At 73.5% G+C, this 16,819-nt stretch carries 10 protein-coding genes and 1 pseudogene; 1 reads left to right on the top strand and 10 read right to left on the bottom strand.

Going from position 1 to position 16,819, the window contains the following annotated elements; all coding sequences use genetic code 11:
• The 9 genes and pseudogenes from OSB71_RS23525 to OSB71_RS23485 form a co-directional block, all read right to left on the bottom strand.
• A partial coding sequence (locus OSB71_RS23525; RefSeq protein ID WP_265950821.1) for an ATP-binding cassette domain-containing protein occupies window positions 1-456 on the bottom strand: 456 nt, incomplete at its 3' end.
• An 11-nt stretch (window positions 457-467) separates the two neighbouring features.
• Window positions 468-1,418, bottom strand: a complete 951-nt coding sequence (locus tag OSB71_RS23520) for an ABC transporter permease (RefSeq protein ID WP_265950820.1) — start codon at window positions 1,416-1,418, stop codon at window positions 468-470.
• Window positions 1,411-2,334 (bottom strand): ABC transporter permease, encoded by a 924-nt coding sequence (locus OSB71_RS23515; protein ID WP_265950819.1) that lies wholly within the window; start codon window positions 2,332-2,334, stop codon window positions 1,411-1,413. The genes OSB71_RS23520 and OSB71_RS23515 overlap by 8 nt, the downstream gene beginning before the upstream one ends.
• Before the next feature lie 89 nt (window positions 2,335-2,423).
• Window positions 2,424-4,052 (bottom strand): peptide ABC transporter substrate-binding protein, encoded by a 1,629-nt coding sequence (locus OSB71_RS23510; RefSeq protein ID WP_265950818.1) that lies wholly within the window; start codon window positions 4,050-4,052, stop codon window positions 2,424-2,426.
• A gap of 781 nt (window positions 4,053-4,833) precedes the next feature.
• Complete coding sequence (typA, locus tag OSB71_RS23505) at window positions 4,834-6,699, bottom strand: translational GTPase TypA (RefSeq protein WP_265950817.1); 1,866 nt, start codon at window positions 6,697-6,699, stop codon at window positions 4,834-4,836.
• Window positions 6,700-6,866: 167 nt separating this feature from the next.
• On the bottom strand, window positions 6,867-9,299 hold the full coding sequence (locus OSB71_RS23500) for an ABC transporter family substrate-binding protein (protein WP_265950816.1): 2,433 nt from the start codon (window positions 9,297-9,299) through the stop codon (window positions 6,867-6,869).
• Between the two features lie 255 nt (window positions 9,300-9,554).
• A pseudogene (locus tag OSB71_RS23495) lies at window positions 9,555-11,354 on the bottom strand (ATP-binding SpoIIE family protein phosphatase); the annotation flags it as partial.
• 342 nt (window positions 11,355-11,696) lie between these two features.
• Window positions 11,697-14,156, bottom strand: a complete 2,460-nt coding sequence (locus tag OSB71_RS23490) for a SpoIIE family protein phosphatase (protein WP_265950815.1) — start codon at window positions 14,154-14,156, stop codon at window positions 11,697-11,699.
• 98 nt (window positions 14,157-14,254) lie between these two features.
• Complete coding sequence (locus OSB71_RS23485) at window positions 14,255-14,527, bottom strand: hypothetical protein (protein WP_265950814.1); 273 nt, start codon at window positions 14,525-14,527, stop codon at window positions 14,255-14,257.
• A gap of 478 nt (window positions 14,528-15,005) precedes the next feature.
• Here OSB71_RS23485 and OSB71_RS23480 point away from each other — a divergent pair, with 478 nt between their 5' ends.
• A complete protein-coding gene (locus tag OSB71_RS23480; protein WP_265950822.1) occupies window positions 15,006-15,758 on the top strand; it encodes a GntR family transcriptional regulator in 753 nt (250 codons plus the stop codon).
• A 167-nt stretch (window positions 15,759-15,925) separates the two neighbouring features.
• Here OSB71_RS23480 and OSB71_RS23475 read toward each other — a convergent pair.
• Window positions 15,926-16,819 (bottom strand): S8 family serine peptidase (locus tag OSB71_RS23475; protein ID WP_265950813.1); only part of this gene is annotated, 894 nt, incomplete at its 5' end.

Genomic DNA, 16,819 nt, shown 5'->3' with positions numbered 1-16,819 from the left:
GGACCGGGCCTTGGCCTCCTTCTTGGACAGGCCCTGGTGGACGCGGAACATCTCGCCGAGCTGGTAGCCGACGCTGAGCACCGGGTTCAGGGCCGAGAGCGCGTCCTGGAAGATCATCGCGATGCGGCGCCCGCGCAGCTTGCGCTGCTCGTCCGGGGACATCAGCAGCATGTCCTGGCCGCGGAAGAGTATCTGGCCGTTCGCGATGCGGCCGGGGGGCATGTCCAGGATGCCCATGATCGCCTGCGCGGTCACCGACTTGCCCGAACCGGACTCCCCCAGCACCGCCAGCGTCTCGCCGGAGCGGACGGAGTAGTTGACGCCGTTGACGGCGTTGACCACGCCGTCGCGGGTCTGGAACTCCACGTGGAGGTCCTTGACTTCCAGCAGGGGGCCGCCGTCGTCGCCGGCGCCGTGCGGAGCGGGCACGTCCGCGGTCTTTTCCATGGTGGTCACGTACGCCTCCCTCAGCGCAGCTTGGGGTCGAGGGCTTCGCGTACCGCGTCGCCGAGCATGATGAACGCCAGGACGGTGACGCTGACGAACGCGGCCGGGAAGAGCAGCGGATGCAGCGCCTCCCGTACCCGGCTCAGCGACTCGCTGACCATGACGCCCCAGGAGATGGTGGGCGGCTGGACGCCGACGCCGAGGAAGCTCAGGGTGGCCTCCGCGGAGATGATGACGCCCAGGCTGATCGTCGCGACGACGATGAGCGGGGTGATGGCGTTCGGCAGGATGTGCCGCAGCACCATGCGCCCGGTCGAGGCGCCCAGCGAGCGGGCGGCCGTCACGTAGTCGGCCTGCTTGGCCTGGATGACCGAGGAGCGCATGATCCTCGCCATGCTCATCCAGCCCAGGATCGTCAGCGCCGCGAGCACGCCCCAGATGCCGCCGACGCGCGCGCCGGTCTCCGGGTCGCGGAAGGCGTTGAGGATGACGATGGCGCCGACCAGGAACGGCAGCCCCAGGAAGATGTCGATACCGCGCGAGATGAGCGAGTCCATCCAGCCGCCCAGGTAGCCGGCGAAGGTGCCGAAGATGCCGCCGAGGACGGCGGACCCCAGGGTGGACAGCACGCCCACCACGATGGAGGTCTGGGTGCCGTAGATGGTGCGGGCGTAGACGTCGCAGCCGCGGGCGTCGTACCCGAACCAGGCGTCCGCGCTCGGCGGCTGGAGCGAGCGCGACAGGTCGCAGGCGCGCGGGTCGACGCTGGTGAAGACGCCGGGGAAGGCGGCCATGAAGCACAGGAACAGGATGACCGCGGCCGAGATGATGAAGATCGGCCGGCGCACCAGGTCGTTGACCGCGTCCTGCAGCAGACTGCGGGGCTTGGTGCCCCGGCCCTCGCCGTCGCCCGACTTCACGGGCGCGACCTCGATGACCTCGGGGGCGTTCGACGTGCGGGTGTCAGACATAGCGAATCCTCGGGTCGAGCACGGCGTAGAGGAGGTCCACCAGCAGGCTCGCGAGCAGGTAGATGATCACCAGCATCGAGACGAAGCCCACGAGCACCGGCCCGTCCTCGATCTGGGTCGCCTTGAAGACGTTGAAGCCCACGCCGGGGATGTTGAAGATCCGCTCGGTCACCATGGCGCCGCCCATGAGCGTGCCGATGTCGACGCCCAGGTAGGTGACGACCGGGATCAGCGAGTTGCGCAGCACGTGCACGCTGAAGATCCGCCGCGACGGCAGGCCCTTGGCCCGCGCCGTGCGCACGTAGTCGGTGCTGAGGTTCTCCGACACCGACGCGCGGGTGAGCCGCGCGATGTAGGCGAGGGAGACGGAGCCCAGGACGATGCCGGGCATCAGGTAGCTCTGCCAGCCCTCCAGCGTGCCCGACGGCGGCAGGAGCTGCCACTTGGCGCCGATGAAGATCTGCGCCACGTTACCGATGACGAAGATCGGCACGGAGATGACCGTCAGCGTGGACAGCAGGACGAGGTTGTCCACGAAGCTGCCGCGCTTCAGGCCCGCCATCAGGCCGGCTCCGATGCCGATGATGGACTCGACGATCAAGGCGATGAACGCGAGTCTCAGGGTGTGCGGCCATGCCTCGGCGATCATGTCGAGAATCGGCCGGCCGTTCAGGCTGTTGCCGAAGTCTCCCTGCACCAGTCCGGACAGGTAGTACCAGTAGCGGACGTACCACGGCTCGTCCAGGTGGTACTGCTCGGTCAGCGCGATGCGCACGCTGTCCGGGACGGGGCGCTCACCGTACAGGTTCTGGACGGGGTCTCCGCCGATGGCGAGGGTGAGCACGAAGATGATGACTGTGGTCCCGATGAACACCGGGATCATCTGCAGTAGTCGCCGGGCGACGTACCGGCCCATGGGTCCTCCTCATGGTGACGGTGGGGACAGGTTTCCTGTCCCCACCGTCAGGCCCTAATCGTTCCTCAGGTGATGCGAGATGCCGGGCCTCAGGCCGTCTCGATCTTGTCCAGGACGACGTTGTTGTAGAGGTCGATCTCCACGCCGTTGACCGACTCCGAGTGACCGAAGACGTTCTTGCCGAAGCGCAGCGGGATCACCGGCATGTCCTCGGCGAGGATGTCCTCGGCCTTCTGCCAGATCTCGATGGCCTCTTCCTCGGTCTTCGCGGCGCGGCCGTCGGCGACGAGCTTGTCGAACTCCTCGTTGCTGTAGCCGTAGTAGTTCGACGAACCACCGGTGGAGAACAGCGGGCCGAGGTAGTTCTCCATGGACGGGTAGTCCATGATCCAGCCCATCCGGAACGGGCCGCCGAACTGCTCGTTCTCGACCTGGGTCAGCAGCTCCGCAAACTTCGGGATCGGGGTGCCGACGCACTCGAGGTCGAGGTTCTTGCGGATCTGGTCGCAGGTGGCGTCCACCCACTGCTTGTGACCGCCGTCGGCGTTGTAGCCGAACTCGATCTTGTCGCCCTTGAAGCCGCCGGCCTCGTCCAGCAGCGCCTTCGCGGCCTCGGGGTCGAACTTGCAGGCCTCACCGCAGGTGTTCTCGCGGTAGCCGCCGACCACCGGGGAGACGAAGGAGCGGGCGGCCTCCTGCGAACCCTGGAAGACCACGTCGACGATCTGGTCGCGGTCGATGGCCATGGAGATGGCCTTGCGCACGCGGACGTCCTCGTAGGCGTCCTCGTACGTCGGGTAGGCCAGGAACTGGAAGGTGGAGGCCGGCGAGGTCTTGTACCGGTCGCCCAGGTCGCTCTGGGCGGTGCCCATGACCTCGGTCGGGATGGTGCGCAGGATGTCCAGGTTGCCGGCGAGCAGGTCGTTGTACGCCGTGTTCTGGTCCTGGTAGATCTTGAAGTCGATGGCGTCGATCTTCGGCTTGTCGCCCAGCTTGTAGTCCTCGTAGGCCGTGACGGACACGAGCTGGTCGTGCTGCCACTCGCCGTCCATCTTGAACGGGCCCTGGCCGATGGGGGCTTCCTCGTACGCCTCGACGTCGTCGAAGGCGACCTCGGGCATCGGGTAGAAGACGGTGTAGCCCAGCAGGGAGGCGAAGCCGGAGAACGGCGCGGAGAGGGTGACCTCGATCGTCTTGTCGTCGACGGCCTTCAGACCCGACAGCTTGTCGGCCTCCGGCTCGGGGGCCTCCTTCGGGCCCTCCTCGCCGTCCGGGTCGGTCGGGTTCATGGCCTCGTAGCCCTCGAACGTCCCGAAGAAGTAGTTGCCGTCGGCGGCGTTCGGGCCGTAGGCGCCCCAGTTCCACGCGTCCACGTAGTTCTGGGCGGTGACCGGGTCACCGTTGTGCCACGTGGCGTCCTTGAGCTTGATCGTCCAGGTCTTGTTGTCCTCGGACTCGATCGACTCGGCCGCGGCCATGACCGGCTTGTTCTCGTCGTCGAAGTTGACGAGCGGCGTGAACAGGGCCGACAGCACCTGGTTGCCGGAGCTCTCGGTCGTGGTGGCCGGGATCAGGCGCTTGGGCTCGGCGATGTCCATGCTGACCTTGCCGCTGGCCGACCCGCTGTCGTCGCCTTCGCTTCCGCCACCACACGCGGTCGCGGCCATGGCCACGACTATCGCGCTTGCGACCCACTTGGCGCTCTTGGCACCGCGCATGGGTTTGCCTCCTCAGGAGTCCTCTGTCATTACGGGCCAGGCCGCCGCTCCCCCGCCAACCTTCGTCGACTCAAGCGACGCCCGATGTACTTGCGGGTCACGAACATGAACAGCACGTGACCCACAGACCCGAGCTCGATGACGACCACTATTGGGCACGCGGAGCGCGTAAACCACAGATGAGGGATCTCGGTTTGGTCACATCAACCGGGCCTGGAAGCCCGAAATCCGGACAAAGCAATCCGTTACAGACAGCCGCGAAACGGACTGTTAACACGACATTCGGGGCTCGGATTCCGCTTTCCGGACGCCCTCCGGTCACGTGGCGTAGGCAAACCGGTTGACCCATCAAGATCGACGCTATAGAGGCCCCGGCGCTCCACCGCCCCTTTCCTACACCCCGTGGGGTCCGTGTGCCTACCCGGGGGTACGACCGTGCTCCGCGCACGGGAGGGGGCGTCCCGGCGTCTCCCCGCCGTTCACCGGCCGCCGCGCGCCGGGGCCCGAACCGGTCGGGAGCGGGCCGGTCCCCAGCACGGTGAGCGGAATCGCCCCGGCCACGCGCGCCACGGCGGGCGCGGCGACGGGGACCGGCCACACCGGCCGTCACGCCCGAGCCGCCCGACGAGCGCGGCACCGGGGCGGCGCCGAACCGGGGCGACCGCGGCGGGCCGGGGCGGCTGCCGCCCGGTGGGCGGCGCGACACGGCGGGACACGGCGAGAGGGCGTGACACGGCAGGAGGCGGCGCACCCTCGGGCGCGCCGCCTCCGTGCGGTGGCGTCAGCGCTTCGCGCGGGACGCGGCGCGGGCGCGCTCGCGCTGGTCGAGGACGACCTTGCGGATGCGCACGGTGTCGGGCGTGACCTCGATGCACTCGTCCTCGCGGCAGAACTCCAGCGACTGCTCCAGCGACAGCCGGCGCGGCGGCACCAGGTTCTCCGTGGTGTCCGAGGACGCCGCGCGCATGTTGGTGAGCTTCTTCTCCTTGGTGATGTTGACGTCCATGTCGTCGGCGCGGGAGTTCTCCCCGACGATCATGCCCTCGTACACCTCGGTGCCCGGCTCGACGAAGATCGTGCCGCGCTCCTGGAGGTTCAGCATGGCGTAGGCCGTGGCCGCGCCCGCGCGGTCGGCGACGAGCGAGCCGCTGCTGCGGGTGCGCAGCTCACCGCACCACGGCTCGTGGCCCTCGGAGATGGAGTGCGCGATGCCGGTGCCGCGCGTCTCGGTCAGGAACTCGGTGCGGAAGCCGATCAGGCCGCGCGAGGGCACGATGAACTCCATGCGCACCCAGCCCGAGCCGTGGTTGGTCATCGTCTCCATGCGGCCCTTGCGCGAGGCCATGAGCTGGGTGATGGCGCCCAGGTGCTCCTCGGGCGCGTCGATGGTCATGCGCTCGACGGGCTCGTGGACCTTGCCGTCGACCTCCTTGGTGACCACCTGCGGCTTGCCGACGGTGAGTTCGAAGCCCTCGCGGCGCATGGTCTCCACCAGGATGGCCAGGGCGAGTTCACCGCGGCCCTGCACCTCCCAGGCGTCCGGCCGGTCGGTGGGCAGCACGCGCAGCGAGACGTTGCCGACCAGCTCGCGCTCGAGCCGGTCCTTCACCAGCCGCGCGGTGACCTTGTGGCCCTTGCCGCCCTTGCCGACCAGCGGCGAGTTGTTGGTGCCGATCGTCATGGCGATGGCGGGCTCGTCCACCTGGATCAGCGGCAGGGCGACCGGGTTCTCCGGGTCCGCGAGCGTCTCGCCGATCATGATGTCCGCGATGCCCGCGACGGCGCAGATGTCACCGGGGCCGGCCTGCTCGGCGGGGCGGCGGGTGAGCGCGTCCGTCATCAGCAGCTCGGTGACGCGGACGTTCTGCACCGAGCCGTCGCGGCGCATCCAGGCGACGGTCTGGCCCTTCTTCAGCGTGCCGTTCTTGACCCGGCACAGCGCGATGCGGCCGAGGAAGTTGTCGGCGTCCAGGTTCGTCACGTGGGCCTGGAGGGGTGCGCTCTCCTCAAAGGTGGGCGCGGGGACCGTCTCCAGCAGCGTGGTGAAGAACGGCTCCAGGCTGTCGCTGTCGGCCGGGACGGTGCCGTCCTCGGGCTGGGTCAGCGAGGCGATGCCGTCGCGGGCGCAGGCGTAGACGATGGGGAACTCGATCTGTTCCTCGGTGGCGTCCAGGTCGAGGAAGAGGTCGTAGGCCTCGTCGACGACGGCGGCGATGCGGGCGTCGGCGCGGTCGGTCTTGTTGATGCACAGGATGACCGGCAGCTTGGCCTGGAGCGCCTTGCGCAGCACGAAGCGCGTCTGCGGCAGCGGGCCCTCCGAGGCGTCGACCAGCAGCACGACGGCGTCCACCATCGACAGGCCGCGCTCGACCTCGCCGCCGAAGTCGGCGTGGCCGGGGGTGTCGATGATGTTGATCGTGACCGGGTCGCCGCCACCCTTGGGGTGGTACTTGACCGCGGTGTTCTTGGCGAGAATGGTGATGCCCTTCTCGCGCTCCAGGTCGCCGGAGTCCATCACCCGCTCGTCGACCTGCTGGTGGGCGGCGAAGGCACCGGCCTGCCGGAGCATGGCGTCGACCAGGGTGGTCTTGCCGTGGTCGACGTGGGCGACGATGGCGACGTTGCGGATGTCGTGGCGCGTGGGCATGCTGGCGGCGCTTCTCCCGGAGTCGTGGATGGCGGCACGAACGGCCCGTCCGTGCGCCCGCCGGGCTCATTCCTCGTGACGCCGCGGCCTTCTTGCCTCCCCATCGTAAGGGGTGCGCCGTCGGCCGGGTCCGCCGCGCGGGGGCTCCCGGGGCCGGGCGCGCGCGCTCAGGCGGTGCGGAGGTAGCCGATGTCCTCGTAGCGCGGGGTCTGCAGACCGAAGGCGCCGACGCCCGCGAGCGCGCGGTCCACCGCCACGCGTTCCGGGCCCTGGTAGAGCGGGATGGAGGCCGCCGCCGCCCAGATGCGGGCGTCGATCCGCTGGACGAGGTCGCGCCGGGCCTCCTCGTCCAGCTCGGCCCCGGCCTGCTCGAAGAGCTGGTCGATCTCGTCGGTGCCGACGCGGGTGTAGTTCTGCTCGATGAGCAGGGAGCCGTCGGGGGCGGGGACGGGCTTGGCGAAGACGGGCCGCGCGTCGGTGACCGGGTAGGCGGTCGCGGGCCACGCGTACAGGGCCAGGTCGAAGTCGCCGGAGGCGATGTGGTCCTGGAAGAAGTCGGCGTCCGGGACCTGGGTGAGCTCGACGTGGACGCCCACGCGGCGCAGCATCCGGACGATCTGCCGACCGGTCTCGCGGAGCTGCTCGGAGCCCTCGCTCGCGGGCAGCACCATCCGCAGCTCCAGCTCGTCGCCCTCCTTCACCCGCACCAGGCGCTCGTGGGCGCTGAGCAGCCGGTCCAGCGACGCGGCCGCCCGCTCGGCCCGGGCCGCGGCCGCCTCGGCGGCCGCCCGCAGCGCGTCGGCGTCACGGCCGCCGTCCGCCTTCGCGTCGGCGTCCCGGGCCTCCTCGGCGTCTTCGGCGTCTTCGGCGTTTCCGGCGTCTTCGGCGCTCTTGCCGTCCTCGTCGCTCGCGGCGTCCTCGGCGTCCTCGGCCGCGCGGGCCAGGGCGTGGGCGGCCTGGCGCAGCACGCCCGCGCGGCCGGTCGCCGTGCTGCCGGCCACCCCCGAGAAGGCGGGGGCGGTGAGGGCGTGCGCGGAGTCGGCGCCGGTGGTCGCGGCCTCGCGGGGCTTGGCGTCGGCGTCCGCGTCGTCCCCGGTCGGGGCGGCGTCGGCCGGGGCGGCGTCGGCCGGGGCGGCGTCGGCCGGGGCGGCGTCGGCGCGCTCCGGCCGCGCGGAGCGCGGCACGGCGGGGCCGCCCCGCCAGCCCGCCTCGGTGAGCAGGGCGGCCGCGGACTCCACGCCGGGCTCGCCGAGCACACCGCTGTTGTCCCGGTACCCGACCTGGTCGTACATGGTCAGGTGGTTGCCGAGCGGCTGGACGGGCAGGCCCGCCGACTCCTGCGCCGCGGCGGCCAGCTCCTGGCGGTCGAGCGCCCGGGCGACGGCACGCCGCACGCGCTCGTCCGCCAGCGGGCCCGACGTGCCGTTGAGCGCGAGCTGGGTGTAGGCGGGGCGGTAGGCGCGGCGCACGGTGTAGGTGCGCAGGTTCCGCTGCGCGGCCTCCCGGGCGTCCCGCTCCTCGGCGTCCTTCCGTTCCTCGGCGCCCTCCCCCGGCTTCCCGTCCGCGTCCCCGTCCCCGTCCGCGCTTCCGTCGTCGACGCTGTCCGGGTCCGGCCCGCCGGTGCCCGGCGCGCTGGTGGGCCCGGCCTGCGGGGAGGACGCGGGGGGCGAGGCGACGCCCGGGGTGCGGGAGGGGTCGGCCGTGCCCCGGGGCCGGGCGGCGGCGATGCGCTCCGCCACGGACTCGCGCACCTCGGCGACCTCCAGCTCCCCGGCAGCCAGGGCGGCGCCGCGCTCGGCGTGCGGGACCTCGGTGAGCACGAGGGCGTCCAGCTTCGCCCGGTCGCCCCACCACTTCGGGTTGCGCTCCAGGGCGAGGGTGTCGGCCTCGGGGTCCAGCGTGCCGCCGCGCACGCGGAACGGGCCCGCCGCGAGATCCAGGCGCGTGCGCGAGGTGTCGTTGAACGCCCCCGGGTCGCCCATGACCGTGCGCGGGTAGAGCGGGGTGAACAGCGAGCGCCAGTCCCCGTGGGGCCGGGCGAAGACCACCTTGACCTGGTGCCGCTCCGGGCCCGCGACCACCTTGTGGATGCGCTCGTAACCGGCGGTGCGCGCCGTCCAGAAGGACGCGTCCGAGCCGCTGAGCGCCTTCCACTGGGCCTGGAAGTCGGCCAGGGCGATCGGGGTGCCGTCGCTCCAGCGGGCCTCGGGGTTGAGCGTGTAGACGACCGTCTGCTGCGGCTCGGTGTCGGTGACCTCGGCGGAGACCAGGTAGGCCGGGTGGGGGCGCGGGCGGGCCCGGCTGTCGAGCGTGAACAGGGTGGGCAGGGTGGCCTCGGCCACGCGCTCCGTGGCGGGCCCGGCGTCGGCGTGGAAGGTGTTGAGCGTCGCGGGGACGGCGTCCACCGCCCAGCGCACGGTGCCTCCGGCGCGCACCTGCTCGCGGCTGACGACGGCCAGGTCCCGCGCGGAGCCGCTCTTGCCCTCGCCGGTCTCCTCGTCACCGCCGCAGCCGGCCACGGCGAGCGGCAGCAGCAGGCACGCGGCCAGGACGGCCGCGCGGCGCCGGGGCACGGCACGGGTGGCGGGGACGGCTGGCATGGCGGCACACCTCCGGGAGCTTCTCGCCCACCCCCCGGTCAGGGGGATAGGCGGCTCATCACACTTTCCGCCATCGAAGGGTGGGGGGACCGGCGGGCGGCGCAGGCGCGGCCGTCCGGAGGCGCAAGGCCACCCGGTTGGCGGCGCCCGCCCGCCGGGCCCCCTCGCACGTTCCGGCCGCCCCGCGGCGCGGCCGACCGGCCGCGCCCGCCGGTCGCCGCCCTGTGGACCCGGGCCGCGCCCGGCGGCCCGGGTTCACAGGGCCGGGTAGGCGTCCAGCAGCGCGTCCACGGTGTCGGGCGGCTTGGGCCCGCCGTCGTGCGGGAGGGGCAGCTCGAACCAGACGGCCTTGCCGCGCGGGGTGCGGCGGCTGCCCCAGGCGGTGGACAGCAGGTCCACGAGTTGCAGCCCGCGGCCGCCCTCGTCGGTCTCCCGCGCCCGGCGGCGCCGGGGCTGGACGAGGCCGGCGTCCCACACCTCGCACACCAGCGTGCGGTCCAGCAGCAGCCGCAGCCGGATCTCCCCGTCGCCGTGCCGCAGGGCGTTGGTGACCAGCTCGCTGACGAGGAGCTCGGTGGTGTCCACCAGCGCGTCCAGGTGCCAGTCGGCGAGCTGGTCGCAGGCCAGGTCCCGGGCGCGGGCGACCGACCGGGCCTCGGGCGCCAGCCGCCAGTCCCCCACCGCCGAGCGCGGCAGGCCCTGGACGCGGGCGAGCAGCAGCGCGATGTCGTCGTCGCCGTGCCGGGGCTCGACGCTGGCGAACACCCGGTCGCACACGTCCTCCAGCGGCCGGTCGGCGTCCCGCAGCGCGCCGCGCAGCCGCCGCAGGCCCTCGTCGAGCGACTGGCCGCGCGACTCCACCAGGCCGTCGGTGTAGAGGGCGAGGAGCGCGCCGTCGGGCAGTTCGACGTCGGTCTGCTCGAACGGCTCGCCGCCGACGCCCAGCGGCACGCCCCCGCGCACGTCCAGCAGCAGCGGCTGCTCGCCCCCGCCGCCCGGTCCGCCGGGCGGCTCGACGAGCACGGGCGGCACGTGTCCGGCGTTGGCGAAGGTGCAGCGCCGCGAGACCGGGTCGTAGACGGCGTAGACGCAGGTGGCGAGGTAGACCTCGGCCAGCTCGGCGGAGCGCTCCGGGGAGGCGCCGCGCCGCCGGTAGGGGGAGCCGCCCAGCCCGCGGGCGATCTCGTCCAGCCGTTCGAGCACCTCGGCGGGTTCCAGGTCCAGCAGGGCCAGGGTCCGTACCGCGGTGCGCAGTTCGCCCATGGTGACGGCGGCCCGCAGGCCGCGCCCCATGACGTCGCCGACGACGAGCGCGGTGCGGTGCCCGGGGAGTTCGATGACGTCGAACCAGTCCCCGCCGACCTCGGTGGCGGCCGTGCCGGGCCGGTAGCGGCAGGCGATGTCCAGGCCCGCCGCCTCCGGGTCACCGGGCGGGAGCAGGCTGCGCTGGAGGATCAGCGCGCGCTCGTGTTCGCGCCGGTACAGGCGGGCGTTGTCGATGCACACGGCGGCGCGGGCGGCCAGCTCGGCGGCGAGCGCGGCGTCCCGCTCGCCGAACGGCTCGCTGCCCTGGGCGCGGGAGAACTGCGCGAGCCCGAGCACCCGGTCGCGGGCCACCATGGGCACCGCGAGCGTGGAGTGCACGACGAGCCCGAACGGCAGCCCGGCGCCGGGGGGCCCGGCGGGCGGCGGGTCGACGCGCTGGACCCGCGCGGTGCGCAGCGCCGCGGCGTGCGCGGACTCGAAGGCGAACCGGTGCACCGCGCCCAGCGGCACGGTGTCCGGGTACGGCCCCTCGCCGACGCCGCCGACGCCGCCGACGCCGCCGACCGAGCTGGCCGACGCCACCCGGCGCAGCCGCCCGCCGGCCTCGCCGCCGCCGACCGGGCTCGGCTCCTCCCCGGTGAGCACGGTCTCGTACAGGTCGACCGAGGCGAGGTCGCAGAACTGCGGGACGGCCACGTCCAGGAGTTCGCGGGCCGTCTTCTCCAGGTCGAGCGAGTTGCCGATGCGGGCGCCGGCGGCGTTCAGCAGCGCCAGCGCCCGGCGTACGTCGTCCGGCTTGCCCGCCTCGACTGGCGTCTCGCTCACCGTCGCCCCTTCCTGTCGCGGCACACCGCCCCGCGCGCGCGCCGCGGGCTCCTGCCGTATCCGGCCCTCGGGCCGCATCCGGCCGCCCCGTTGTTCCGTCATCCGCCGTCCCGTCGTTCGCACGGCGCCCGGGCCGGGGCCCGGACGCCGAGAGCAGTGTGGCACCCGGGCGCCGCCACGGACACGGTGTCCACCGGACGGAGCCTGCCCCCGCGCCACCCGACCGAAGCGTCGGTCCGGCACCGCGGTGGCGCCGTGCCGACCGCGCGCGCCCCCTGCCCACCCGCTGCCTGCCTGCCCGTTCTCCTAACCGGGCGGGGCCAGCTCGAACCACACGGTTTTGCCGACGGGCCCGTGGCGGGTGCCCCAGCGCCGCGCGGACTGGGCGACGAGCTGCATGCCCCGGCCGCCCTCGTCGTCGTGCGCCGGCGTGCGGGCCCGGGGCGGGTCGGGCAGCGGGTCGGAGACCTCCACCAGCAGCGAGGGACCGCGCACCACCCGCACGCCGATGGGCCCGTGCGCGTACCGCAGGGCGTTGGTGACCAACTCGCTGACCAGCAGCTCCGCCGCGTCACCCAGGGCGTCCAGCCCCCAGGCGCGCAGCGTCTCGCGCACCACCCGGCGGGCCCGGCGCACGGCGAGCTTCTCGGCGGGGAACGACCAGGACGCGGCGCTGTCCTCGGGCAGCCCGCCGAGCTGGGCGAGCAGCAGGGCCACGTCGTCGGCGGACGCGGGCGGCCGGCCGCCGGAGCCCTCGGGGAGCAGCGCGATGACGTCGTCGCACAGGCGCTCGATGTCCAACTCGCCCCGGCGGCGGGCCAGGCGGTCGCACAGCCGGTCCAGGCCCACGCTGATGTCCTCGTGCCGCGTCTCGACGAGCCCGTCGGTGTAGAGGACGAGCACCGAGCCCTCCTCGACGGTGAACTCCTCCGAGCGGAACGCCACTTCGCCCACCCCCAGCGGCGCGCCCGAGGGCAGGTCGAGCGGGGTGGCGCCCCACCGGCCGGTGTCGGGGTCGGCGGTGAGCAGCAGCGGCGGCACGTGGCCGGCCTTGGCGATGTGGCACCGCCGGGTGGCGGGGTCGTACACGGCGTAGACGCAGGTGGCCATGAGGGGTTCGTCGGGGCCGTGCGCGAGGTCGTCGGCGAGGTCGTTGACGCGGCGCAGCAGGTCGTCGGGGGCGAGGTCGAGCCCGGCCAGGGTGCGCACGGCGGTGCGCAGCCGGCCCATCGTGGCCGCCGCCCGCAGTCCGTGGCCCATGACGTCGCCCACCACGAGGGCGACCCGGCCACCGGCGAGCGGGATGACGTCGAACCAGTCGCCGCCCACCTCGGTGCCGCTGCTGCCGGGCACGTAGCGGTAGCCGACGCGCAGGCCGGGCGGCGAGGGGACGTGCTGCGGCAGCAGGCTGCGCTGGAGCATGAGCGCGCCCTCGCGTTCGCGGACGTACAGGCGCGCGTTGTCCAGCGAGGCCCCGGCGCGGTCGGCCAGCTCCGTGGCCAGGGTGACGTCGTCGGAGTCGAACGGCTCGCGCTGGTCGGCCCGGCTGAGGACGAGCAGGCCCAGCACGATGCCGCGGGCGCGCAGCGGCACGGCGAGCAGGGAGTGGACGCCCAGGTCGACGGCGGCGCGCACCTTGGGGTCGCCGGGGTAGGTGGCGGCGGCCAGTTCCTCCTGCGAGCGGGCCAGGTGGGGGCGGCCGGAGGCCAGGACGGCGGCGAAGAACGACTCGGGCGCGAAGGCGATGTCCTGGCCGGCCCGCTGCATGCGCTCCACCTCGGGCCCCCCGCGCTTGCCCGCGACGCCGAGCTGGAGCAGCGGCACCCCGGACGCCTGGGCGTGGTCGGGCAGTTCCTCGCCGTAGACGATCGCGCCGTGCAGCATGACGCCCGCGTAGTCGCAGAACCGGGGCACCAGGGCCCCGGCCAGCGCCCGCGAGATGCGGCGGACGTCGAGCAGGTCACCGAGCGCCACCCCGACGTCGTCCAGCAGGGCCAGGCGTTGCCGGGCGCGCTCGACCTTCTCCAGCGCCTCCCGCCGCTCGGTGATGTCCAGGACGGTGCAGCTCGTGCCGATCACCTGCCCGGAGCGGTCGGTGAGCCGCGAGTACGACACCGAGCGGGCGCCGCGGCCGTCGGGGGCGGGCATCACCATGTCCACCAGCGTGCGGCCGGTGGCGAGCACGGTGTCCTGCACCCGTGAGACCTCCCGCGCCACCGCGGCGGGCAGCACGTCCTCCACGGTGCGGCCGAGCATCCGCTCCAGCGGGATGTCGTTCAGCCGCTCCATCGCCCTGTTGACCCGGACGAAGCGCTTCTGCTCGTCGAAGAGGGCGATGCCCAGCGGCGAGGAGTCGAACAGCGCGTCCAGGGCGGCCAGGTCGTGCTCGACGGCGCGCAGTCGGCCGGTCTCCACGACATTGGCCAGAATGAACGGCTCGCCGTCGGCGTCGGACAGCAGCGAGGCGTGGCCCTCGACCTCCACGCCGTGCCCGTCCCGGTGCAGCGCGCGCACCACGCCGCGCCACGGGCGGCCGCGCCGCAGCTCCGCGTGGACGCGCGCGGCCGCGTCCGGTCCGAGGGCGAAGCCGCCGCCTTCGGCGAGGAAGTCGGTGAAGGACCGCCCGGTGGTCTCCTCGCCGCGCCAGCCGAGCAGCTCCTCGGCGGCGGGGCTCCACAGCAGCACGCGGCCGCGGGTGTCCAGGACGACGACGCCGAAGCGCAGCGTGTGGAGGAGCGTCTCCGCCGCACCCGGTGCCTCGCTCACTGCGCCCACGTCCCCGTTCGGCTGGCCTCACCGGCACGTCTGGGGCGCGCCCCCGGCGAAGGCGGGCGGCCGCCCGCACCCCTCGATTGTGCCCGGCCTCAGCCGTGCGCACCGCTCGGGGTCTCGCCCGGCTGGTCCAGACGCTCCACCAGGTAGCGCTGGGCGCCCGTGGCCGCCCGCGCCGTGTCCCCGGCCCCGCCGTCCCCCGCCTTCGGGTCGGGGCCCGCGGGGCGTGCGCCGGAGCGCGGGCTGCCGAGCCGGTCGGCGAGGCGCTGGGCCTCCACCCGGGTCGCGCAGCGGCCCACGCGGTACCGGCTGCCGTCCGCCTCCTGCCGGATCACCAGCCACGGCAACGTGGCGGCCTCGTTCATCGACGCCTCCCGCGAAGGCGCGGTGCGGTGTGCGCTGGGATCTGCATATGCCCGAGCGTACGCCTGGGTTTCACCGAGCGCACTCGCCTAGGCACTTTCCGGCACGCTTTCGGCCAGCGCCCCGTCGTCGGGGCCGGCGCCGGGGGCGTGCGCCGGCGGGGCGATGCGCGCCCGCGCACGCGGCGCGCGACGGGCGCGCGCTCCTCCGGCGGAGGGCCGCGCGGGCAGCGCGGAGCGCACGCGGACCGGGAGGCGCGGCCGTCGACGGCGCGGGGGCCGCGCCCGGTGGGGCGGTCCCGGTGGGACGCGGCACCCCGGGCGCGTCGTCGTCCGCCCACGGCGGCGGGCACGGCGTCCGGCGGCGCGGGGACGGACCGTCGACCGCGTCATCACTTCGGGTGAATCACCGCACGGGCATTGCGGACGGATACGGAGAGTTGCCACGCTGTTGCCCACCGTCAAGCGGTGGGAGGACAAGGTGGCTTTCGGCGAGCAGCCCGCGTACCTGCGTGTGGCGGGCGACCTGCGTCAGAAGATCTTCGACGGTGTGCTGCCGCCGCACTCGCGCCTGCCGTCCCAGGCCAGGATCCGGGCCGAGTACGGGGTCTCGGACACCGTGGCCCTGGAGGCGCGCAAGGTCCTCATGGCCGAGGGGCTGGTGGAGGGCCGCTCCGGGTCCGGTACCTACGTGCGCGAATTGCCCGAGCCGCGGCGCATCGTCCGCGCGGGCTACCGGGCCTGCGGCCCCGACGGCGCCTTCCGGCAGGAGCAGGCGGACGACCAGGCGAAGGGCTCCTGGGAGTCGTGCAGCGAGCAGCGGGAGGCCGGTGCGGCGGTGGCGGCCCGGCTGCGCATCGCCGCGGGCGAGCGGGTGATGCGGACGCGCTACGTCTTCCGCACCGACGGCGAGCCGACGATGCTCTCCACCTCCTGGGAGCCGCTCGCGCTGACCGGCCGCACCCCGGTCATGCTGCCGGAGGAGGGCCCGCTGGGCGGCCACGGCGTGGTGGCGCGGATGGCGGCGATCGACCTCGTGGTGGACAACGTGATCGAGGAGGTCGGCGCGCGTCCCGGGCTGGCCGACGAGATGGCCGAGCTGGGCGGGATGGCCGGCCACTGCGTGCTGGTCATCTCCCGCACCTTCTGCGCGGGCGGCCTCCCGGTGGAGACGGCCGACATCGTCATCCCGGCCGACCGCTACCGCCCCACGTACCACCTGCCGGTGCGCTGACCGCCCGGGCCGTCGCCCGCCCGGGTGCCACACCCCGGCCCGCGCCTGGCGCGCGCCCCGGCGGGGCACGTCCGAAGACGCGGCGCCCGGGCCCCGGCACGCGGGTGGCCCCCACGGCAGGGGATGCCGTGGGGGCCGGTGTCAGCGCGTGGGGCGGGTGGGAGGGATCAGAACTGGAGCGACCAGGCGTCGATCTTGCCGGTGTCGTACCAGTAGTTGTCGGTGACGCGGAGCTTCCAGGTGCCGTTGGCGGCCGAGGAGGAGGCGTCGACCGTGTAGGTCTGGTCGATGTTGTCGGAGCTGCCACCGGTGCCGAAGTCCTTCAGGACGGCGGCGCTGCCGTTGGGCGCGACCAGTTCGACCTTCAAGTCACCGATGTAGGTGTGCTTGATGTCGACCCCGACCTTCAGGTCGGAGGGGGCGTTGCCGGACATGCCGGTGACGGCGATCGGCGACTCGACGGTGCGGTTGTCGTAGATCGTGACGTCGTTGGTGTTCTCGAAGTAGCCCTCACCCGGGTCGGGCGGGTTGCCCGGGTCGCCCTCGCCGACCTGGAGCAGCTTGTTCGGCGAGCCGGGGCCCGGGTTGCTGATCTTGCCGGTGACGGCGGCCGAGTCGAGCGCGGAGCCCACCTGCGTCGGCGAGGCGGACGGGTTCTCCCCGAGCACCAGCGCCGCGGCGCCCGCGACGTGCGGCGAGGCCATCGACGTGCCGGAGATGGTCCGGGTGGCCGAGCTGCTGCCGATCCACGCCGAGGTGATGTCCGAGCCCGGCGCGAAGATGTCCACCACGCTGCCGTAGTTGGAGAACGAGGAGCGCGCGTCGGTCCGCGTGCTCGACGCCACCGTCAGCGCCTCCGCCACGCGCGCCGGCGAGTAGTTGGACGCGTTGGCGTTCGAGTTGCCCGCGGCGACGGCGTAGGTGATGCCGGAGGCTATGGAGTTGCGCACGGCCTGGTCGAGCGCGGAGTTCGCGCCGCCGCCCAGGCTCATGTTGGCCACCGAGGGACCGCTGGCGTTGTCGGTCACCCAGTCGACGCCCGCGATGACGCCGGAGTTGGT

Origin of the sequence: Streptomyces marinisediminis, from assembly GCF_026262575.1 — a bacterium.
Taxonomy (GTDB): Bacteria; Actinomycetota; Actinomycetes; order Streptomycetales; family Streptomycetaceae; genus Streptomyces; species Streptomyces marinisediminis.
Note: the sequence above shows the minus strand (reverse complement) of the source record. Positions and strands in the feature narration are given on the sequence as shown.